Source organism: Novosphingobium profundi (assembly GCF_020524485.1).
In the GTDB taxonomy this organism is placed as follows: Bacteria; Pseudomonadota; Alphaproteobacteria; order Sphingomonadales; family Sphingomonadaceae; genus Novosphingobium; species Novosphingobium profundi_A.
Map to the genome: position 1 here is coordinate 663,395 of NZ_JAIVLF010000003.1, position 19,701 is coordinate 683,095.

Annotated in this window: 19 protein-coding genes; 4 read left to right on the forward strand and 15 right to left on the reverse strand. The window is 66.8% G+C overall.

What is annotated here, in order from left to right; genetic code table 11:
* Positions 1-136 precede the first annotated feature (136 nt).
* The 4 genes from LC060_RS09325 to LC060_RS09340 all read left to right on the forward strand — a co-directional run bounded on the left by LC060_RS09325 (position 137) and on the right by LC060_RS09340 (position 3,429).
* A complete protein-coding gene (locus LC060_RS09325; RefSeq protein WP_226634838.1) occupies positions 137-916 on the forward strand; it encodes an IclR family transcriptional regulator in 780 nt (259 codons plus the stop codon).
* A gap of 308 nt (positions 917-1,224) precedes the next feature.
* Complete coding sequence (locus LC060_RS09330) at positions 1,225-2,181, forward strand: LysR family transcriptional regulator (protein ID WP_226634840.1); 957 nt, start codon at positions 1,225-1,227, stop codon at positions 2,179-2,181.
* Positions 2,182-2,266: 85 nt separating this feature from the next.
* Entirely contained in the window at positions 2,267-2,800 is a 534-nt protein-coding gene (locus LC060_RS09335) for a phosphoribosyltransferase (RefSeq protein ID WP_226634842.1), read from the forward strand.
* A gap of 50 nt (positions 2,801-2,850) precedes the next feature.
* A complete protein-coding gene (locus tag LC060_RS09340; protein ID WP_226634843.1) occupies positions 2,851-3,429 on the forward strand; it encodes a TIGR00730 family Rossman fold protein in 579 nt (192 codons plus the stop codon).
* Positions 3,430-3,489: 60 nt separating this feature from the next.
* Here LC060_RS09340 and LC060_RS09345 read toward each other — a convergent pair whose 3' ends face one another.
* Genes LC060_RS09345 through LC060_RS09415 form a run of 15 tightly spaced genes read right to left on the reverse strand, consistent with a single transcriptional unit; the run spans position 3,490 to position 19,686 of the window.
* Positions 3,490-4,008, reverse strand: coding sequence for a DUF4269 domain-containing protein (locus tag LC060_RS09345; RefSeq protein ID WP_226634845.1), 519 nt, complete (start codon positions 4,006-4,008; stop codon positions 3,490-3,492).
* Positions 4,009-4,012: 4 nt separating this feature from the next.
* Positions 4,013-5,146: a nucleoside hydrolase gene (locus tag LC060_RS09350; RefSeq protein ID WP_226634847.1), complete on the reverse strand. Its 1,134-nt coding sequence runs from the start codon at positions 5,144-5,146 to the stop codon at positions 4,013-4,015.
* Positions 5,146-6,162, reverse strand: a complete 1,017-nt coding sequence (locus LC060_RS09355) for an adenosine deaminase (protein ID WP_226634849.1) — start codon at positions 6,160-6,162, stop codon at positions 5,146-5,148. The genes LC060_RS09350 and LC060_RS09355 overlap by 1 nt, the downstream gene beginning before the upstream one ends.
* Complete coding sequence (gene guaD / locus LC060_RS09360; RefSeq protein WP_226634853.1) at positions 6,162-7,460, reverse strand: guanine deaminase; 1,299 nt, start codon at positions 7,458-7,460, stop codon at positions 6,162-6,164. The genes LC060_RS09355 and guaD overlap by 1 nt, the downstream gene beginning before the upstream one ends.
* On the reverse strand, positions 7,460-8,377 hold the full coding sequence (gene xdhC, locus LC060_RS09365; protein ID WP_226634856.1) for a xanthine dehydrogenase accessory protein XdhC: 918 nt from the start codon (positions 8,375-8,377) through the stop codon (positions 7,460-7,462). The genes guaD and xdhC overlap by 1 nt, the downstream gene beginning before the upstream one ends.
* Positions 8,374-10,701, reverse strand: coding sequence for a xanthine dehydrogenase molybdopterin binding subunit (gene xdhB / locus LC060_RS09370; protein ID WP_226634858.1), 2,328 nt, complete (start codon positions 10,699-10,701; stop codon positions 8,374-8,376). Before xdhB ends, xdhC begins: the two co-directional genes overlap by 4 nt.
* Entirely contained in the window at positions 10,694-12,121 is a 1,428-nt protein-coding gene (xdhA, locus tag LC060_RS09375) for a xanthine dehydrogenase small subunit (protein ID WP_226634860.1), read from the reverse strand. Before xdhA ends, xdhB begins: the two co-directional genes overlap by 8 nt.
* Position 12,122: 1 nt before the next feature.
* Entirely contained in the window at positions 12,123-12,455 is a 333-nt protein-coding gene (gene uraH, locus LC060_RS09380; protein ID WP_226634862.1) for a hydroxyisourate hydrolase, read from the reverse strand.
* Positions 12,452-13,885, reverse strand: coding sequence for an NAD(P)/FAD-dependent oxidoreductase (locus tag LC060_RS09385; RefSeq protein WP_319005414.1), 1,434 nt, complete (start codon positions 13,883-13,885; stop codon positions 12,452-12,454). The genes uraH and LC060_RS09385 overlap by 4 nt, the downstream gene beginning before the upstream one ends.
* Positions 13,882-14,322 carry a 2-oxo-4-hydroxy-4-carboxy-5-ureidoimidazoline decarboxylase gene (gene uraD, locus LC060_RS09390; protein ID WP_226634864.1) on the reverse strand — a complete coding sequence of 147 codons (441 nt, stop codon included), beginning with the start codon at positions 14,320-14,322 and terminating at the stop codon, positions 13,882-13,884. Before uraD ends, LC060_RS09385 begins: the two co-directional genes overlap by 4 nt.
* The gene (hpxZ, locus tag LC060_RS09395) at positions 14,322-14,714 is read right to left on the reverse strand and encodes an oxalurate catabolism protein HpxZ (protein ID WP_226634866.1); all 393 of its coding nucleotides are present in this window, start codon (positions 14,712-14,714) and stop codon (positions 14,322-14,324) included. Before hpxZ ends, uraD begins: the two co-directional genes overlap by 1 nt.
* Positions 14,711-15,616 carry an allantoinase PuuE gene (gene puuE, locus LC060_RS09400; protein ID WP_413465099.1) on the reverse strand — a complete coding sequence of 302 codons (906 nt, stop codon included), beginning with the start codon at positions 15,614-15,616 and terminating at the stop codon, positions 14,711-14,713. The genes hpxZ and puuE overlap by 4 nt, the downstream gene beginning before the upstream one ends.
* A complete protein-coding gene (locus LC060_RS09405) occupies positions 15,613-16,875 on the reverse strand; it encodes a pyridoxal-phosphate-dependent aminotransferase family protein (RefSeq protein ID WP_226634868.1) in 1,263 nt (420 codons plus the stop codon). Before LC060_RS09405 ends, puuE begins: the two co-directional genes overlap by 4 nt.
* Entirely contained in the window at positions 16,865-18,115 is a 1,251-nt protein-coding gene (locus LC060_RS09410) for an allantoate amidohydrolase (RefSeq protein ID WP_226634870.1), read from the reverse strand. The genes LC060_RS09405 and LC060_RS09410 overlap by 11 nt, the downstream gene beginning before the upstream one ends.
* Positions 18,109-19,686, reverse strand: coding sequence for a gamma-glutamyltransferase family protein (locus LC060_RS09415; protein WP_226634872.1), 1,578 nt, complete (start codon positions 19,684-19,686; stop codon positions 18,109-18,111). Before LC060_RS09415 ends, LC060_RS09410 begins: the two co-directional genes overlap by 7 nt.
* Positions 19,687-19,701: the final 15 nt, after the last annotated feature.

Sequence of the window (19,701 nt, forward strand, 5' to 3'; positions counted from 1 at the left end):
TCTCACAGAACGAATTTTTTTAAAAAGTTTCCATTAGGTGGAAACACTTTGCATTTCCTGCTGCGGCGCAGCGCAATTTGCCGATCTTCCTCCCACCACGACGCGAAACCGCGCGAACACAGGGGGAAGTACACAAATGGAAGGGGTTCCTATTCGCTCCGTCTGCCGGTCCATCTCGGTCCTGCAAGTCATCAATTCGCATGGGCCGCTGCCGCTGATGGACATCGCGCGCATCGGCAATCTGCCCTATCCCACGGTCTTTCGCATCGTGCAGACGCTCGTCCATGAGGGACTGGTCGAGCAGGAGCCGACGTCCAAGACCTACCGCCCGACCGCGCTCGTCGAATCACTGGCCCACGGCTACCGCTCGGACGGCCCCTTGAGCGAAGCGAGTCGCGAGCCCATCGCCGCGCTCACCCGCGACATCGGCTGGCCGGTCTTTGTCTCGGTGCGCGTCGGCCAGCGCATGGTCGTGCGCGAATCGACCCACGCCCAGACCTCGATGACCTTCGAACCGTGCAATCCGGGCGTCACCATCCCGCTGCTCAGCAGCACCACCGGCCGCGCCTATCTCTCGGCCCTGCCGACCGCGCGCGTCCACGCGATCCTCGACAGCGCCGAACGCAACCGCTGGGGCCTCGATCCCAACTTCGAGCGCGAGGCCTTCCTCGCCCGTCTTGAGAAGATCCGCGCACGCGGCGTCAGCGCGGCTCCCTATACCTCGCGCGAGGCCAACCGCACCGCCTCGATCGCGGTGCCGATCGTCGCCGACGGCGAAGTGGAAGCGACACTCACACTGACCTACTTCTTCAACGCGATGAACGAGCAGACTGCAATCGCGCGCTACGCCGACCGTCTTCACGCGGTGGCCACGCGCATCTCCGACCGGCTCGAATGCCGCGCGGTGGCGGCCTGAGGGGAAAGGGCCTTAGAGAGAAGTATATCTTCAAGGGGTCATCGCCCCTTGACCCCGGAATGGGCGACCTCACCTTTCTCGGCCCAGGCGGCGCGACAAAGGTGAGTTCGACAGTTTGGGGAGCCCGAGGGCGATGGCCCTCGGAATCTTCTTTCCGTCACCCCATTTCTTCCCTGCAAACTCCTGCGTTTGCAGATTCAATACCCTGGACCTACCCCGCCGCGCGTCCTTGACAGGGCCCGGCAAAATGCAATGCTACCCTGAAACGCGTTGCCCAAAAACGCGCACCTCGGGGACACCATCACGCGATGCCGGCATTCTCGCGCTTCCTGCGCTACTTCATGGCCGTGGGCCGCCTCGGCTCGATCCGCAAGGCCGCGGACGAGCTGAACCTGTCGGCCTCGGCCATTGACCGCCAGATCCTCAACGTCGAGGCCGAGCTGGGCATGCCGCTGTTCGAGCGCCTGCCCACCGGCCTCAAGCTGACCGCGGCGGGCGAGTTGATGATGGCCAGCGCCCACCAGTGGGAAAAGGGCATGACCGAGGTGCGCGCGCGGATCGAGGACCTGCGCGGGCTCAAACGCGGTCACGTCGAGATCGCGGTGATCGATGCGCTCACCCGCGGCTACATCCCAGAGACCGTCCACCGCATCCAGCGCGACTATCCCGGCATCACGATCTCGCTGCGCGTGCTCGACAACGATTCGGTGCGCCGCGCGGTCGCCGAGGGCGAAGTCGATTGCGGGATCATGTTCGATCCCCAGTCGCTGCGCGAATTGAACGTGCGTGCCTATGTGGAAGTGGTGCTCGGCTTCGTCACGCCTCCCGGCCATCCCTTCGGCGCGCGCGCGCAGGCCCGCTTCTCGCAATGCGTGGGCGAACCCATCATCGCACCGGGTGAACCGCTTGCCGTCGGCCAGCAGGTCGCCCTTCTCGAAGCGGCCACAAGCGTCCCCCTCGAGCGGCGCGTCACCTCGGACAATATCCAGATGATAGCGGCACTTGTGCGCCAGGGCGCAGGCATAGGCATCCTCACCTCGCTCGACGTGATGACCGAGGTGCAGGAAGGCCGCCTGCAGTTCACCCGCATCGCCGAACCGCTGCTGCGGCCCATGACGCTGGCTCTGTGCACCGCCTCGGCGCGCACACCGTCCTACGCCGCGGCACTGGTGCTGCGCGAGATCGGCAATGGCTACACCCGCCTCGACCACCGTAGCGCCCTGGCCGATTTCGGGACGGATACAGCGCGCGAGGCGGGGGAATAGCGCGCGTTCCAATATTGTTTGCAGGGCCGGAATTGGGTAATTCGGAAGGCTCTCCCTCCCCCAGCTTTCCTCTCAGGAGTCCCCCATGGACGACACGTCCGAGCCCCAACTGCAGTACCTCGAATACTACGAGGACTTCCTTGCCAAGGTGCGCGTCGTCTCGCGCAAGATCGCCGACAGCGACTGGATGCCCGATTTTGTCATCGGCATCGGGCGCGGCGGCCTCGTCCCGGGCTGCTACGTCTCGCACCAGCTCGACGTCCCCATGCTCTCGATCGACCACTCGGCCAAGCAGCCCGACTTTGCCGACGAACTGCTTGCCAAGCTCGCGGTGATGAGTGGCGAAGGCAAGAAGCTGCTGTTCATCGACGACATCAACGACAGCGGCGGCACCATCGAATTCCTTCGTACGCGCCTTGCCGAACTGGGCGCGGACGCAAGCTTCGTGCGCTTTGCCGTCATCATCACCAACACCAGCTCGCGCGCGAAGACCGATTACTGGGCCCAGACCATCGATCGTAGCCACGACAAACGCTGGTTCGTCTTCCCCTGGGAATCGGTCTCGACCCGGGAAACCATTACCGCCGAAGCGCTTTCGGTACCTGAAAGACTTGCCTGAGGCCTTCGCGCCTGCCCCTCCCGTGCGATAGCAGAAAGAAGATCCCGTTCATGCGCATCTGTGTCTACCTCGGTTCCTCCCCCGGCCGTAACCCGATCTACCGCGAGACGGCCGAGCAGTTCGGCACGCTTCTCGCCAAGCGGGGCATCGGCCTTGTCTATGGCGGCGGCGAGGTGGGTCTGATGGGCGTGATCGCGGACGCGGTCTGCGCAGCGGGCGGCGAAGTGATCGGCGTGATCCCCGAGGCGCTGCGCGCGCGCGAAAAGGACCACCAGGGCATCACCGAGCTCCACGTGGTCAAGTCCATGCACGAACGCAAGGCACTGATGGCCAAGCTCTCCGACGGCTTCGTCACGCTTCCGGGCGGCATCGGCACCTTCGAGGAGATGTTCGAGGCCTGGTGCTGGTCGCAGCTGGGCTACCACGCCAAGCCCGTGGGCCTGCTCAACGTGGGCGATTTCTACAACGGCCTCATCCAGTTCGTCGACAAGATCGTCTCCGAGGGCTTCCTCCAGGACCGCCACCGCGACATGCTGCTCGTCGACGACAACCCTGAGCGCCTGCTCGACCGGATCATCGAATTCATTCCGCCCAAGACCGAGCACTGGCTCCACGAAGGCGAGAACTGAGGCACGGCTAACGCGGGCTGGCGGAAGGACACTTTTCGCCGGCCCGTTTCGCATGTGGCTCTAGGCGAAGCCCGCCTGCGCGAGAATGCCGCGCAGCTGGGCATCGCGGGCCAAAGCCAGATCGAACAGCTGCGCGTAAGGGTCCCCTGCAAGTCCCAGAACCTGTGCGAAGGCCGGTTCGGTCTTGATCCCAGTGTGACGAAGCGCCTTCACGGCAGCCTGAAAAGTGCTGCCGCCGAGAGCCAGCAAGCGCCGTTCCACCTCGAAGTGGTGCCACCCCGCCTGCATCGCGACCGGCACTGGCGCGCCGAAGACTTCGAGGGGCAGATCGCAAATCGAAAACTGCGCGATCACTGCGCGCTCGCCCTGCGTCCACTGCCGCAGGGTAAAGTCCTCGCACCCTGCAAAACGCGCCCATAGCTCCTGCGCAAAGGCGTGCCCGTCGGGGGCATGGCAAACGATGTCCACATCGCTGCCCGCAACGTCCAGCCCGAGCGGGAAGGTGCCAACCACACGGGCATCATAGGCCGCCAGGACATGGGGCAAACCGCTCGACGCGAGGATACCGCGCCAGTCCACCCGATCAGTTGCCCTGCCGCTGGGCCCCTTCGCGCATGGCGGTGACCATCAGGTCCTCCAGCCTCGCCGGGTCAATCGCCAGCACCACGTTCGCCTTGCGCTCACCGAGCCCAGGTTGGTAGTGCTCGTGCCAGCTCAGCGTGGCACCGTACTTGGGCCCGAAGTCGGTAACGTAGTCGACGTAAAGCTGGTCCGCCTTGGTGACGATGCCTGGGTCCAGCACATAGCCTGCCGCGATCTCGTCCCAGAGCGGGAAGCCCGGTTCGAGACCTGCGATGAACGCCGCGACCTTGGTGGGCGCGACCTTCTCCAGCCGCGCCAGAAGCTCAGGCGTGCGCTGTGTGGCGGTGGAGGGATCGACCGGGATCACCGTCAGCTTGCGCCAGGGGCTGCGCGAGACGATGCTCGCGGCCTCGGGATCGAAGGCCACGTTGAACTCGCGGCGCGGGGTGTTCTCGAACTCACGCGCGAACTCGGCGGCGGACTGGTCCTTGAGTACCTGTTGGGGATTGAAGCTGCCACCCATGTAGACGAGTTCGCCCACGAGCCCCGCAAAATCAGGATCGAGCCGCTGGGCGAGCGCGAGGTTCGTCAGCGGCCCGCAAGCAACGATGGTGATCTCGCCCGGGTACTGGTGCACCATACGGATCAGGAAATTCGCCGCAATCTCGTCCGACTTCTGCAGGTGCGGGTTGCCACCGGGCAGGTCCACTGGATCGAAAGGCCCATGATATTCGGGCGTCGACTGCACGGTGGGCTCCACCCATTCGCGCATCCACGCGCCTTTCCAGACAAGCTTGCCGTAGAGCCCCTCCCAGCGCGCAGTCGCGGCCTCGGAGTTGAGGAGCGGAAAGGTCGCCCCTTGCGCGACAGGGATGTCGTCACGGCCCGTCAACTCCAGTCCGCGCAGCGCAAGCGCGGTCGCCCGGTTGGCCCAGACATCGCCCGAGACCGTGGTGATGCCCACCACGTCGATCTTGCGGCTTTCCAGCAGCATGAGGTGCATGAGCGCAAAGCCCTCATCCTCGATGATGACCTTGCGCGGCACCCCGTCCTGCGTTTGCGCCGCGAGGGCCGCCACCGGCGCAAGGAACAGGGCCACAAGCAGCGCCAGTGCAGCGCCCGCACGCCTGTGCATCAGGCGACCTCGGCGACGAAGGCGTCGATCGCAGCCAGATGGCGCGCGATGTCCTCGGCAGGCAAAAACGATCCGGTGAAGCTGTTGCGCGCCAGCGTCACCAGATCCTCACGCCCCAGCCCGCGCGCCTCTGCCACCGCCCGATAATTGTCCGCGATATAGCCTCCGAAATAGGCCGGATCATCGGAATTGAGCGTCGCCTTCAGGCCCGCCTTGAGCATGGCGTCGATGGGGTGCTGCACGATGTCATCGATCACGCAGAGCTTGAGGTTTGACAGCGGACAGACCGTCAGCGTCATGCCGCTCTCCGCCAGCCGCCTGGTCAGCGCCGGGTCCTCCAGCGCGCGGTTGCCGTGGTCGATGCGGTCAACGTCGATCAGGTCGAGCGCCTGGTAGACGTACTCCGGAGGCCCCTCCTCGCCCGCGTGCGCGGTGAGCTTCAGGCCCTTTTCGCGCGCCGCGGCAAAGACCTGCGCGAACTTGATCGGGGGATGGCCGACCTCGCTGGAATCCAGCCCCACCGCCGCGATCCGGTCGAGCCAGCGCTCGGCCGCCGCAAGGGTTTCAAAGGCGGCCTCTTCGCTCAGATGCCGCAGGAAGGAGAGGATGAGGCAGCTGGTCATGCCGTGCTTCGCGCGTGCTTCGTCCATTGCCGAGAGCAGCCCCTCGATCACCTCGGCAAAGGGAATGCCGCGATCGGTGTGGGTCTGGGGGTCGAACATCAGCTCGGCATGGACCACTCCGTCCTCGGCCGCCCGGTCGAAGTAGGCCATCGCCATGTCGTGGAAATCACGCCGCGTGCGCAGCACGTTGGCGCCGGCGTAGTAGATGTCGAGAAAGTCCTGGAGCCTCGTGAAGGCATAGGCCGCGCGCACCTCCTCCACGCTCGCATAGGGGATCTCGACCTGGTTGCGGCGGGCCAGCTCGAACATCAGCTCCGGCTCGAGACTGCCCTCGATGTGCAAGTGCAGTTCGGCCTTGGGAAGCCCGGCAATAAACGTGTCGAGATCGGTCATCATGCTGTCCTTTCCCAGGCGCACTCGCCCAGAACATAGGTGCGGGCCACGGCCCGGTCATCGCCCAGAACCTGAAGCGCAAACAGCCGCTGCGCAAGAGGTGCTGCCTGTGTACGGCGTGCAAGGAGCGGGGTCGCGGCGGGATCGAGCACCACGAAGTCCGCCTCCTGCCCGACCTCGAGTGCACCGACCTTGTCGGCAATGCCCAGGAGCTGCGCACTTCCCAGCGTTGCCAGGTACAGCGCACGGAAAGGAGAGAGCCGGTCCTCGCGCGCCAGCGCCGCCTGGTAGGCAAGGCCCGCCGTGTGCAGCAACGAGAAGGTCGTGCCCGCCCCGACGTCACTGCCCAGCCCCAGCTTCACACCAAAACGGTCCGCCTGCCCGAAGTCGAAATGGCCCGAGCCCAGGAACAGGTTGGAGCTGGGACAGACCGCGATGCCCGCCCCGCTTTCATGCAGACGCGCGCAGGCCCGGTCGGGCAGGTGAATGCCATGCGCGAAGACCGAACGCGGCCCGACGAGGCCGAAGCGGTCATAGACATCGAGATAGTCCGCCGCATCGGGAAAGCGCGCCGCGACGGCCGCGCACTCGTGGACGTTCTCAGCGAGGTGCGTGTGCAGCAGGACTTCGGGATGGTCGGCCAGGAAGGCGCCCGCATCGGCGAGCTGCGCATCACTGGAGGTCAGCGCGAAACGCGGCGTCAACGCATAGCCCAGCCGCCCGCGTCCGCGCCAGCGCCGCAGCAGCGCCTCACTCTCCGCCCGGCCCGAGGCGACACTGTCGCGCAGGCCCTCGGGCCCCTCGTCCATCAGCACCTTGCCCGAGATCACCCGCATACGCCGCGCCAGCGCCGCCTCGAACAGCGCATCGACCGAATGCTCGTGGACCGTTGCGAAGACCAGCGCGCTCGTCGTGCCGTTGCGCAGCATTTCGGTCAGGAACGCCTGTGCCAGAGCGTCGGCATGGGCGCGCTTCGCAAAGGCCATCTCGGCCGGGAAGATGTGCCGTTCCAGCCAGTCGAGAAGCTGCTCGCCGTGCGCAGCCATGCTGTCCATCTGCGGATAGTGGACATGGGCATCGATGAACCCCGGCACGATCAGCCCCGCCACCCTCTCGGTCGGAACCTGGGCAAAACGCCCAGCCAGATCGGCATGGCGGCCACGCGCCACGACGATCCCGTCCTCGACCACGAGCAGGCCATCCTCCTCGTGGCGCACCGCCCCCTCGCCTTCCGGCCCCGCATCGCGCGGATCACAGGACAGCGAAAGCAGCTCCCCCCGAAATGCGCGAAGTCCCATTACTGGCCCCTCAACTGAAGGAGTTGGGCCAGCACCGAAATCGCGATCACGTCGGGCTCCTTGCCTTTCACCCCCGGCACCCCGATGGGCGTGGTCAGGCGCGCGAGTGCCTCGTCGGCGATGCCATCGGCCTTGAGGCGCGAGCGGAAGCGGGCGATCTTGGTGGACGAGCCGATCAGGCCCACGAAAGCGACCGGATCGCGCCGCAGCGCGGTCAGGGTCAGGTGGTAGTCGAGCGGATGGTCGTGCGTCAGGATCGCGATGGCGGCCTCGGGCGGCGCTTCCTCGATACAGGTCGCGATATCCTCGACATCGACGATGGTCACCCCGTCGAGATCGGCCAGCTCCGGGCGGGTGTCGAACCAGGCCAGCTGGAGCGGCAGGCCTGTTGCATGCCGCGCGATGGCCTGCCCGACATGGCCCGCTCCGAAAAGGTAGACCGGGCGCGGACGCTCCCCCACCGGCTCGATGATCCGCGTGCCCACCCCCGGCTTGTCACCGCGCGCGGACTGGCGCGTTGTCGTCTCGCGGTCATGGATGCGGCGCAGCACCGCGCCGTCCTCAAAGCGGGTCTCCAGCATGCGTCCGGGCTCGGCTTCGTGCAGCCAGTCGAGCCCTGCGGAATCGAGATGCTCGATGAGGAGGCGCACACGCCCCCCGCAGCATTGCCCCAACAGAGGCCCAAGCGGATAGTCCTGCACGCGCCAGGTGCCGACCGGTCGGTCAAGGATCGCACGCGCCTGTTCAACCGCGCGGTATTCCAGCTGACCGCCGCCAATCGTGCCCTGCTGGTCCCTCGCGGTCACCAGCATACGCGTGCCGCCGCCGCGCGGCGCCGAGCCCTCGGTCGCGAGCACCGAGACCATGGCGCAGGGTGCAAGCTCAAGCCGCCGCAGCCAACCAATCCACTGCGTCATGCCGCCGTGCCTTCCTTGCGATGCCCCGCAATCGCGGCAAGCACCTTTTCGGGCGTTGCCGGCGCATCAAGTGGAGGCAGGCACCGCGCCTCGGGCACGCAGGCCCCGATCGCGCGGTTGAGCGCGGAAAAGACCGAGATCGCAAGCATGAACGGTGGCTCTCCCACGGCCTTGGAACGGTTGATCGTGGGCTCCACGTTCTGCCCGTCCCACAGTTCGATGGTAAGGCGTTTCGGGCGGTCCGAGGCGGTCGGGATCTTGTAAGTCGCCGGGCTATGGGTGAGCAGGCGCCCCTTCGCGTCCCAGACCAGCTCTTCGGTCGTGAGCCAGCCTTGCCCCTGTACGAAACCGCCCTCGATCTGGCCCTTGTCGATGGCCGGATTAAGCGAGGCGCCCACGTCGTGGAGGATGTCGACGGCCAGTACCTTGTGCTCGCCGGTCAGCGTGTCCACCGCCACCTCGCTCACCGCGGCGCCATACGAAAAGTAGTAGAACGGACGGCCCTTGTGGGCGGCGCGGTCGTAGGCGATGTCGGGCGTCGCGTAGAAGCCGGTGGAGCTGAGCGACACGCGGCCAATCTGCGCGCGCCGCGCCACTTCGCCAAAGGTGAGCCGGGCTGCACCTGCCTGCACACCCTCCGGGCCGAAGGTCACATCCTCGGGCGCGCAGGAGTACGTCCGCGACAGGAAATCGACGAGGCGCGCCTTGATCGAGGCGGCCGCGTTGAAAGCGGCCATGCCGTTGAGGTCCGCGCCCGAACTCGCCGCCGTCGCGGACGTGTTGGGCACTTTGTCGGTACGGGTCGCGGTGCAGCGAATGGTGCCGAGCGGTACGCCGAAGACATCCGCGACAACCTGCGCCACCTTGACGTAGACCCCCTGTCCCATCTCGGTTCCGCCGTGGTTCACCTGGATCGAACCGTCGGCATAGACATGGACGAGCGCGCCCGCCTGGTTGAGGTGGGTCGTCGTGAAGCTGATCCCGAACTTGACCGGCGTTAGCGCAAGGCCGCGCTTGAGAATGGGGCTTTGCGCGTTGAAAGTGTCAATGGCCTTGGAACGCGCATCGTAGCGCGCTCTCTCGCGCAGGCGCGCGATCATCTCGGGCGCAATATTGTCCTTGATCTCCATGCCATAGGGCGTCTCGCTGCGCCCGGCCGTGTAGAGATTGGCAAGACGAACTTCGAGCGGATCACGGCCCAGGCGCGCGGCAACATCGTCGAGGATACGCTCGATCGCGAGCATCCCTTGCGGACCACCGAACCCCCGGAAGGCGGTGGCCGAGACCGTGTTGGTCTTGAGCCGTTCCGAGACGATCTCCACGTCTGGCAGGTAGTAGCAGTTGTCCGCGTGGAACATCGCGCGGTCGTTGATCGCGGGGGAAAGGTCGACGCTTGCCCCACATGGGCTCGACAGAAACAGCGACAGAGCCAGGAGATGGCCCTCTTCATCGTAGCCGACCTCGTAGGCGACTTCGAAGGGGTGGCGCTTGCCGGTCATCACCATGTCGTCGTCACGATCGCAGCGCAGCTTGGCGGGACGCCCGGTCCGCGCGGCAACGAGCGCGGCCGCCGCGGCAAAAAGCGCAGCCTGCGTTTCCTTGCCGCCAAAGGCCCCGCCCATGCGCCGCACTTCCACCGTCACATCGGCCGAAGTGAGGCCAAGCATGTGCGCGACCAGATGCTGCACTTCGCTGGGATGCTGGGTAGAGCTGACGATGTGGACGGCGCCGTCCTCGCCCGGCGTCGCCACCGCGATCTGGCCTTCGAGATAGAAGTGGTCCTGCCCGCCCATCTCGAAGGCGCCCTTGGCGCGGTGCGGGGCAGAGGCCAAAGCGGCCCCGGCATCGCCGCGCGCCATGCGCTGGGTCGGCTCGATCAGGCTGTTTGCCGCGCGCGCCTGTGCAGGCGTGATCGCGGCGTCGAGCGGTTCGTATTCGACTTTGGCAAGACGTGCCGCGCGCCGGGCAGCATCGCGGCTTGTGGCCGCGACGAGGAACAGCGCCTGACCGTGGCTTACCACTTCGTCCTCGGCCAGCAGCGGATCGTCATGCGCGACAGGCGCGACATCGTTGGCGGCGGGAATATCGGCGGCGGTGTAGACACTGTGGACACCGGGGGCCTGACGTACCGCTTCGAGGTCCATCGACACGATACGCGCGTGCGCCTCGCTGCTTTGGCCAAAGCACAAATGCAGCATATCACCGGGCTCGGTGAGGTCATCGGTATAGCGCGCTGCGCCCGTCACGTGCAGGTGTGCGCTCTCATGCGGGTGCGAGGGCTTGGCCAGGACGAGCGCGCCCGGTTCGGGATCGCGCTCAGCCATCGAGCGCCTCCATGTCCAGCACCGAAACCGCCCCGCCTTGCTCGCGCAGCCAGAGACGACGCAGCAGATTACCCGCCGCTTCGAGGCGGTAGGCGGACGAGCCACGTACGTCGTCGAGCGGCGTGAAATCCTCGCGCAGAGCCTCGGCTGCACGCTCCATCGTTTCCAGCGTGAAAGGCGCGCCGACCAGCGCGGCCTCGCACGCCGCCGCGCGGCGCGGGGTCGCCGCCATCCCGCCAAAAGCCACACGGGCAGAAGCCACCTCACCCTTCTCCAGGGTCAGGGCGAAAGCCCCGCACACGGCGGAAATGTCGCTGTCGAAGCGGCGCGAAAGCTTGGAGATATGGATCACGCTACCGCTCTCCGGGCGCGGGATGCGCACCCCGGCCACGAACTCACCGTCGCGCAGATCCTGCTTGCCGTAGTCGAGGAAGAAGTCTTCGAGAGGAAGCGTGCGCGTACCCTCCATGCTGCGCAGCATAACCTGCGCGCCAAGCGCAATCAGCGCAGGCGGCCCATCGCCGATGGGCGAGCCGTTGGCGATGTTGCCTCCAATGGTGCCCGCGTTGCGAACCTGGAGCGCGGCGAAGCGACGCCACAACTCGCCAAGGTCGGGATGTAGCTGCGCCAGGGCCGCATGCGCATCGGCGTGACGGACATTGGCGCCAAGGAACAACGCCTCATCGCTCGCTTCGATTGTGGCCAGCTCGGCAATGTCCCCGATGAAGATCACGGTGTCGAGGACCTTCAGACCCTTGGTAATCCAGAGGCCCACGTCGGTCGCCCCGGCCACCAGCGTGGCATCAGGATGCTCACGCAGGAGCCCGGTCAACTCATCCGCGCTGCCCGGGGCGAACCAGGGCCGCCCCTGCCATTCCCCAGATGCCGGTAGCCCTGCAATCTCGGCAAGCTGTGCGATCACGGCGGCATCGTCCTGTGCGAGAACCGGCACTTCCTGCGCCGCCTCCAGGATCGGGCCATACCCGGTGCAGCGGCACAAGTTGCCCGCGATCACGTCCTCGACCGGAAGATCGCAGCCGGTGGCGCCAATGGCGCGGCCATGGAGCGACATGACGAAGCCCGGGGTGCAGAAGCCACACTGCGAGGAACCATTGCCCGCCATGCAGGCCTGCAGCGGATTGGGAACGCCCTCGCGCGCCAGGCTCTCCACCGTCATCAGCGCCTTGCCGTGCAGCATGGGGAGGAACTGGATGCAGGAATTGAGCGCGCGCCACTGCACCCTGCCCCCCGCCTCCAGCGTCCCGACCAGCACTGTACAGGCCCCGCAGTCGCCTTCCGCGCAGCCTTCCTTGGTGCCGGTACGGCGAAGCTGCGAGCGCAGGAAATCGAGGACCGACCCCGTCGGATCGCACGTATCAAGATCAATCCGCGCGCCATCGAGAAGAAACGAAATCGCCATATCAGCTGCCCCGGTAGGTCGAGTAGCCGTAAGGCGAGACGAGCAACGGCACGTGGTAGTGCGCGCCTGTCTCGGCGATGCCGAAGTCGATCTGGACGACATCGAGGAACGGCGGTTCGGGCAAATGTACGCCCTTGCCCCGGAAATAGTCGGCAACGGCGAAGCGCAGGTGGTATCCGCCCGAGGGCACCTGCGGCAGGTCCGGGCAGCGGCCGTCCGCGTTGGTCGTGCCTGCGAACAGGACGGAGCCGCCTTCGGCGATCAATTCGAGGCCGACGCCGCTGGCGGGAGTGCCGTGGGCGGTGTCGAGAACATGGGTCGAGAGCGTGTTCATGCCGCGTCTCCGGCTTCGGGAAGGGGCCATTCACCGACGAATTCAGGATCGTCGTAGGCGAGAAATTCCTCGACCAGGACATCCTTGTCATCGAGGAAGAGCTGGTCGGCAATGCTGCGCAGCAAGCGCGGCAGAGCAAGGTGCAGGCCCGAGAGCGCCGAGGCCGAGAGGCCCAGGCTGATCAGCGCGGAATAGTTGAAGGCGAAGAGGCCATGAAGCGGCGCGCCGTCAACGCCTTTGCGCGGGCAGAACTCGAAGCCGTCACCCAGGTAGGGATGAGCATCGATGAGCGCGTTGCGGCGCCCTTTGGGCGTTACGACCTCGCCCCAACGCGCGATGAGATCGGCGACCTCGGCAAGTTCCGGGCGAAGCGCGGGGTCACTGATGAGCCCGGTCGAGATCACCACGAAGTCGAACTCGTGATGGCCATGCGGCGTGGTCACGCGCACCAGTCCGTTGTGTTCGGCAACGTCCAGCCAGGGCGCACCGGTGTGGAGATGGAAACCGGGCCAGGACGCGGCGCGCGCGAACGTATCATTCGTCGGGGGCTGGTTGTGCCCCAGGAAGCAGTCCATCGCGGCGTACTTCGTCGCATCGTCGAGCGCCGGGTAGCGCGCAGCAAAACCCACCTTCTCCATGAACCGGATCGGATTGACCCGTGGAAGCTGGCTGCGGCGGATGAAGACTTCGGCCGCTTCCACGCCTTGCGAAAGTGCAAAGTGCGCATTGTCGAAGGCCGAGGCACCGCCCCCCAGGATGCCGATGCGCTTGCCATGAAGCGCGGCAAAGTCGATGGGTTCGCTGGTGTGCGCCCAGAGCGCCTTGGGCAGGTTGTCACGCACCATGGCCGGCGTGTGCCATTCTCCCCCGCCCTGAATGCCAGTGGCAAGGACCACCTTGCGCGCGAGTTCCATGGTCCCGTCGGCAAAGTGCAGGCGGTGGAGCGCCTCATCGGGCAGCGGCTCGATGCGCACCAGCTTCGCCTCGTTGACGACGGGAAGGTCGAGAACATGGCGGTACCAACGCAGGTACTCCATCCAGTCGCCCCGCGCGATCTTGTCGAGCGCGGCCCAGCCCGCGGCGCCATGCTGCGCCTCCCACCAGGCCTGGTAGGTGAGCGAAGGCACACCGAAATCGAGCGGGGTGAGCGTCTTGGGCGTGCGCAGCGTGACCATGCGCGCATAGGTCTCCCACGGCCCCTCGAAGCCTGCCGGGCCTTCATCGAAGATCATGACGTTGGTCACGCCTTCGCGCCTCAGGCCAAAGGCCGTGGCAAGCCCGCACTGCCCGCCGCCGATAACGGCAACATCGAGCACGTCTTCGCCCGCAAACGTGCGCGGGCGCACCCATTGCGGGCGGTTGAAGGCGACAAGCTCCAGCTCGCGTTCAAGGCGCTGTTCCAGCGCGCGCAGGCCCATCTGTTCGGTCATGCGAGGTCTTCCAGGCGCAGGCGGACGATCTCACCGATCTGCGCAAGGGCAGTGGCGATCTCGGTCTCGCGGTCGTTGGCGAGGCGCGCGCGCATGGCGGCAAGGATTCCGGCCTTGTCGGTCAGGCGCACGCAGATGATGAAGGGGAAGTCGAATCGTTCGCGGTAGGCCGCGTTGAGCGCATGGAACTCCTCGTATTCGGCAGGCGAAAGGCGGTCGAGCCCGGCGCTCGCCTGTTCCGACGCGCTCGCCTGCGTCAAGGTCCGGTCGATGGCCGCCTTGCCGGCAAGTTCGGGATGCGCGCGGATGAGCGCGAGTTGCTCCTCGCGGCTCGCGGCGTGAACCACGGCCATGAGATCGGCGTGACGGTCCCCGCGCGTAGGCGCAGCATCGGCGCGCGCCTCGACCCAGGGGCTGTGTTCGAAGAGCGCGGCCATCAGTGCGTGCTTCCCTCCAGGCTGACATGGGCGGAGACGACCTTCCAGCCGCCGAAATCGCCTTCCCCGAATTTGACCCAGCTTTGCGTCTGGCGCCCGCGCCGCTCCGATCCCTCACGGAAGAACTCGGCATCCGCGGTCGCGAAGGCATCGCCGTAGGTCACGATCGAGACCTTGCCGAGCGTGCGCTGGGGGGAGCCCCCCCGCCCCTTTCGAAATGCGCGGATTTCCTCGATGCCGTAAAGCACTTCGCCCACGCCGTAACGGTTGGTGGTATCCGCCTCGTGGAAGAGCGCATCCATCGCCGCGATGTCGTCCTCCATCAGCGCGCGTTCGTATTCGTGGAACGCAGCGGTGACTTCGGCGAGGAGAACGGGATCGTTGATCTTCATGCCTTATCTCCGGCGTAAGGGTGCGTGGTCTGCCAGTGGCGGGCAATATCGATGCGGCGCGCGATCCAGGCCTCGCCGCTTTGCGCAACATGGTCGAGGAACCGACCGACCCAGCGCGCGCGGCCCGGCTTTCCGGCGATGCGGGCATGCAGGCCCACCGACATCATCCGCCCGCCCTCCTCGACCAACTGGTCATAGGTGTCGCGCATATGGCGGAAGAACTGTTCGCCTTCGGTAAAGCCGTTGTAGGCGACGATCTTCATGTCGTTGACGTCGAGCGTGTAGGGCACGACCAGCTGCACGCGGCCATACTTATCGTCCCAGTAGGGCACGTCATCGGCGTAGCTGTCGGCATCGTACACGAAACCGCCTTCCTCGGCCACGAGGCGCGCGGTGTTGGGCGAAGTCCGCCCCTGATACCAGCCGAGCGGCCGGGTACCCGTGACCTCTTCATGCAGCGCGATGGCCTCGGCGATGTGCGCGCGTTCGACCTCTTCGGGAACATTCTGATAGTCGATCCAGCGCAGGCCGTGGCTGGCAATCTCCCAGTCGGCCGCCCGCATCGCGGCAACGGCCTCGGGGTTGGCTTCGAGCGCCTTGGCGACGCCAAACACCGTCACTGGAAGGCCGCGCGATGCAAACATGCGGTGAAGCCGCCAGAACCCGGCCCGGCTGCCGTATTCGTAGAGGCTTTCCATCGCCATCGCGCGGTCCGGGTGGCTGGCCGCCCCGACCATCTCGGAGAGGAAGGCTTCGGAGCCCTTGTCGCCGTTGAGAACGCTGTTCTCCGCACCTTCCTCGTAGTTGATGACGAACTGGAGGGCGACGCGCTTGCCGCCCGGCCAGTGCGCCTTGGGCGGGCTCGCGCCATAGCCGACCAGATCGCGCGGCGTCATGTTCATGCGGTTTCTCCCACTCCGGCACTGTCCCATGCCTCGATCGCGGCAGGCACCGCCTCGCCCAGCGGGAGCACGAAACCATGGGCGCGCAGGCTCGCTTCCAGCGCGCCGAGCGTGATCAGCACCTTGTGCTTCATCGCGTTGTAGCCCATCGCGCCCAGCCGCCAGATCCGCCCCTGCAAGGGGCCGAAGGCCGTGCCGATCTCGATCTCGAAGGTGTCGCGCATCATCGCGCGCACCGCCTCGCCATCGACGCTGTCCGGGATGTGGACGCCCGTGACATTGGTCATGCGATGCGCATTGTCGCCAAAGACGGTGAGGCCCATCGCGCGCAGACCCGCCGCCATCGCGCGGCCCGAGCGAGTATGACGATCATAGCGCGCGGCCAGCCCCTCGCCCAGCGCCACGCGGGCGCATTCGCGCGCCGCGTAGAGCATCGAGGTCGCCTCGGTGTGGTGGTTGAGGCGCTTTTCCGACCAGTAATCCATGATCATGGCGAGGTCGAAGTAGTTGGAAGCGATGCGCGGCCCCTGCCCGTCCTCCAGCCCCTTCATGCGGATGCCCGCCTCGGTGTGGCGGCGCGCGAAGATGTGCTCGGCCGCCCCGTCCGAGATGGTGATCGGGGCCGAGCCCGAAGGCCCTCCCAGGCACTTCTGCAGGCCGCCCGTCACGACATCGACATCCCAGCGGTCGGCGGCCAGTTCCATGCCGCCGATGGTCGCGGTCGCATCCACGTAGGAAAGCGCGCCCGCTGCACGGCACAGCGCGCCGAAACCCTCAAGCGGCTGCGCCATCGTCGTCGAGGTATCGCCATGGATCGTCGCCACAAGTCTTGGCGAGGTGCGTGCAATCGCCTCCTCGATAGCGCCGAGCGGGACGACTTCGCCCCAGGGCGCCTCGACCGTCTCGATCCGCGCGCCGATGCGGGTGAGGATTTCGGTCAGGAGCAGGCCGAAGCGGCCGAAATTGACGACAAGTACGGTCTCGCCCGGCGCAACAAGGCTGACGAGGGCGGCCTCGATCCCGGCACGCGCGGTGCCATCGACCAGCATCGTCCAGCGGTTCTTCGTGCCGAAGATCGGGCGGTAGAGCGCCATGACCTGCTCCATGTAGCCGGTCATCTCGGGGTCGAACTGGCCCAGAAGATCGGCCGACATCGCGCGCAGCACGCGCGGGTGGGCATTGACGGGGCCAGGCCCCATGAGCAGGCGCTGGGGCGGATCGATCTCCCCGAAGAGAAGGGGATCGAGTTCAACGGGCATGGTGGCGCTCTCCGAGGCGGTCGAGGAAACCGAGCATGACGGCGAGCGCGATTTCCGCGTCCGCAGGTTCCACATGTTCGGCCGGGTTGTGACTGATACCGCCCCTGCAGCGCAGGAACAGCATGGCGGTGGGGCATAGCGCGCCCATGTTCATGGCATCGTGGCCTGCCCCCGAAACGAGGCGGAAGACCCGCTGGCCTGCGCTTTCGTGCGCGGCGTCGAGCAGCTCCATCAGCCCTTCGTCACAAGGGCTGGGCGGAAGGTCGTGGATGCACGTGACGTCCAGGTCGAGCGCCCGCGCCGCGGCGATCGCCTGGCAGCGCGCCAGGATTGCCTCGGCCACGCGGTTGCGGCGGCGTATATCGCCCGCGCGCACATCGAGAGTGAAGCGCACTTCGCCGGGAATGACATTGGGCGCTCCGGGCAGCGCCTCGATCCGGCCAACGGTGGCGACGGCATCGGACATGTCGGCCGCGGCCAGTTCCTCGGCGGCAAGCACCATTTGCGCAGCGCCCGGCAGCGGATCGCGGCGCAGCGGCATTGCGCTCGTCCCTGCGTGTCCGGCAAGGCCCTTGAGGGTGATCGCGTAGCGCAGCTGCGCAGCAATGCCGGTGACCGTCCCCACCGCAAGGCCATTGGCTTCAAGCACCGGGCCCTGTTCGATATGGGCTTCCAGATACGCAAAGATTTCGCCCCGCGCGCGCCGGGCGGTGAGGTAGGCCCCCGGATCTACTCCGGCCTCGGCCAGCGTCACCCCGTCCCCATCGGCGATGTCGAGCGCGCCGCGCTCCAGCGTTCCGGCCACCGCACGGCTGGTCAGCATCGCGGCGGGAAAGCGCGAACCTTCCTCATCGCCAAAAGCATAGACCTCTATCGCGAAAGGAAAGCGGCGCCCCTTTGCATGGAGCGCGGCCACGCACTCGATCCCGAGCATGATGCCCAGCGGTCCATCGTAGGCCCCGCCATCGCGCACCGAATCAAGGTGGCTGGCGATCATAAGCGCGGGCGCATCGGGGCGGCTCGCCTCGTAGCGGCCGATGAGGTTTGCGGCGGCATCGCGGCGCACCTGCATCCCGGCCTCTTCCATCCAGCCGGTCAGCGCCTCCTGCGCCTCGGCATAGGCTGGCGTCAGGTAACCGCGATAGAGCCCCCCTTCCATGTCGGAATAGGGCACTTCGCGCAGCGCGTCGCAGCGCGCGACAGCTCGGGCGCCACCAGGAGTTTGCAGAGCACTCACCATCCCAGCGCTGCCCCGTCGCTGCGCGGATCGCTCGCGCCTTCAAAGCCGCCATCGGGCAGGCGCACCAGGGCCCCGGCGTGCCCCATCATGGCGCTGGGCGGGCCGACCCGCTCGACATCGTGCCCCGCCGCTTCGAGCGCTGTGTAGAGCGCAGGATCGAAGCCGTCCTCCAGCTTGAGCGAGGTCGTGACATCGCCCCAGGTGCGCCCGAGCAGCCAGCGCGGCGCCGAAATCGCCTCCTGCAGGTCCACGCCGTAGCGCGCATAGCGGGTAAAGAGCGCGGCCTGCGTCTGGGGCTGCCCCTCACCGCCCATCGTGCCGTAGGCCACGATCCGGCCATCGTCGAAGAGCGCCATGGCGGGATTGAGGGTGTGGAAGGGCTTGCGCCCCGGTTTCAGCGCATTCCAGCCCTCTTCGGCGAGACGGAAGGACGAGCCCCGGTTCTGCCAGGTGATCCCGGTCTGCGGCAGGACCAGCCCCGAGCCGAACTCGAAGTAGGTCGACTGGATGCACGAGACCACCCGGCCCTCCCCATCGGCGGCAGCGAACCAGCAGGTGTCGCCCCACTGCGGGGGCTGCGGCCAGGGCAGCGCTCTTGCGGGGTCGATGCGCGCAGCCAGGGCGTCGAGCGCCTGGGGATCGGCGAGCAGGCCCTGAAAATCGAAATCGGTGAAGGTCAGATCGCCCACGTGTGCATCGCGCAGCAGAAAGGCCTGCTTGGTCGCCTCGACAAGGCTGTGGACGTGATCAAAGCCGTCCGGCGCGTCGGCCTGCAGGCGGTCGAACAGCGCGAGGATCAGGAGCGAGGCGAACCCTTGCGTGGGGGGCGCAGTGTTGAAGAGGCGCGCGCCCGTGATCGGCACCGAGAGAGGCGCGGGGCGGCTCACCGCATGTGCGGCCAGATCGCCCGCCGAGACCGGACTGCCCAGCGCCGTGAGGTCCTCAGCCAGGCGCGTGGCCAGCGAACCTGTGTAGAAACTCGCCAATCCCTCGCGCGCGAGCGTGCGCAGCGTTTCGGCGAGCGCAGGCTGGCGCAGCACGTCGCCCTCGGCGAGCGGGCGGCCTTCGGGCTCGAAGATGTCGGCATAGGCCCCGGGCTGGCTACGCAGTTCCTCGCCCTTGGTCTGCGCAATCCCTGCCCCGCCTGCGGTCACCGCAACGCCGGTTTCGGCATGGACGATGGCATCGCGCAGCAGACGATCGAGCGGCAAGATGCAGGCCGGGTCGGCCAGCGCCGCCTCCCAGGCCGAGACCGTGCCCGCCACCGTGTTCGCCGCCAGAGGTCCGCGCTGGGGCACTGCATCAAGCCCTGCGTAGAGGGACAGGTCCGCGCTGGCCGCCGCCGCGCCCACGCCGTGGATCGCGTGGAGCCGCCCGTCGGGCTCGCGGATCAGCCAGAAGCCATCCCCGCCGATCCCGGTCATGTGCGGATAGACCGCGCTCAGCGTTGCGGCGATGGCGACGCAGGCCTCCACCGCCGTTCCCCCCTCGGCGAGCACGTCGCGGCCCGCCTGCGCGGCGAGGTGGTGTGGGGCGGTGGCGATGCCATTTTGCGCGGTGACGGTCTGCATGGGTTTGGGCCTTCT

Coding starts and splice junctions, on each gene's coding strand:
- LC060_RS09355 (WP_226634849.1), bottom strand. CDS start 6,162: ATGACCGATCTCGACACGTTTATTGCCGGGCTTCCCAAGGCCGAACTG.
- uraH (WP_226634862.1), bottom strand. CDS start 12,455: ATGAACACGCTCTCGACCCATGTTCTCGACACCGCCCACGGCACTCCC.
- LC060_RS09415 (WP_226634872.1), bottom strand. CDS start 19,686: ATGCAGACCGTCACCGCGCAAAATGGCATCGCCACCGCCCCACACCAC.
- LC060_RS09410 (WP_226634870.1), bottom strand. CDS start 18,115: ATGGTGAGTGCTCTGCAAACTCCTGGTGGCGCCCGAGCTGTCGCGCGC.
- puuE (WP_413465099.1), bottom strand. CDS start 15,616: ATGAACATGACGCCGCGCGATCTGGTCGGCTATGGCGCGAGCCCGCCC.
- LC060_RS09330 (WP_226634840.1), top strand. CDS start 1,225: ATGCCGGCATTCTCGCGCTTCCTGCGCTACTTCATGGCCGTGGGCCGC.
- xdhB (WP_226634858.1), bottom strand. CDS start 10,701: ATGGCTGAGCGCGATCCCGAACCGGGCGCGCTCGTCCTGGCCAAGCCC.
- LC060_RS09335 (WP_226634842.1), top strand. CDS start 2,267: ATGGACGACACGTCCGAGCCCCAACTGCAGTACCTCGAATACTACGAG.
- LC060_RS09340 (WP_226634843.1), top strand. CDS start 2,851: ATGCGCATCTGTGTCTACCTCGGTTCCTCCCCCGGCCGTAACCCGATC.
- LC060_RS09350 (WP_226634847.1), bottom strand. CDS start 5,146: ATGCACAGGCGTGCGGGCGCTGCACTGGCGCTGCTTGTGGCCCTGTTC.
- LC060_RS09325 (WP_226634838.1), top strand. CDS start 137: ATGGAAGGGGTTCCTATTCGCTCCGTCTGCCGGTCCATCTCGGTCCTG.
- guaD (WP_226634853.1), bottom strand. CDS start 7,460: ATGGGACTTCGCGCATTTCGGGGGGAGCTGCTTTCGCTGTCCTGTGAT.
- LC060_RS09385 (WP_319005414.1), bottom strand. CDS start 13,885: ATGACCGAACAGATGGGCCTGCGCGCGCTGGAACAGCGCCTTGAACGC.
- xdhA (WP_226634860.1), bottom strand. CDS start 12,121: ATGGCGATTTCGTTTCTTCTCGATGGCGCGCGGATTGATCTTGATACG.
- LC060_RS09405 (WP_226634868.1), bottom strand. CDS start 16,875: ATGCCCGTTGAACTCGATCCCCTTCTCTTCGGGGAGATCGATCCGCCC.
- uraD (WP_226634864.1), bottom strand. CDS start 14,322: ATGGCCGCGCTCTTCGAACACAGCCCCTGGGTCGAGGCGCGCGCCGAT.
- xdhC (WP_226634856.1), bottom strand. CDS start 8,377: ATGACGCAGTGGATTGGTTGGCTGCGGCGGCTTGAGCTTGCACCCTGC.
- hpxZ (WP_226634866.1), bottom strand. CDS start 14,714: ATGAAGATCAACGATCCCGTTCTCCTCGCCGAAGTCACCGCTGCGTTC.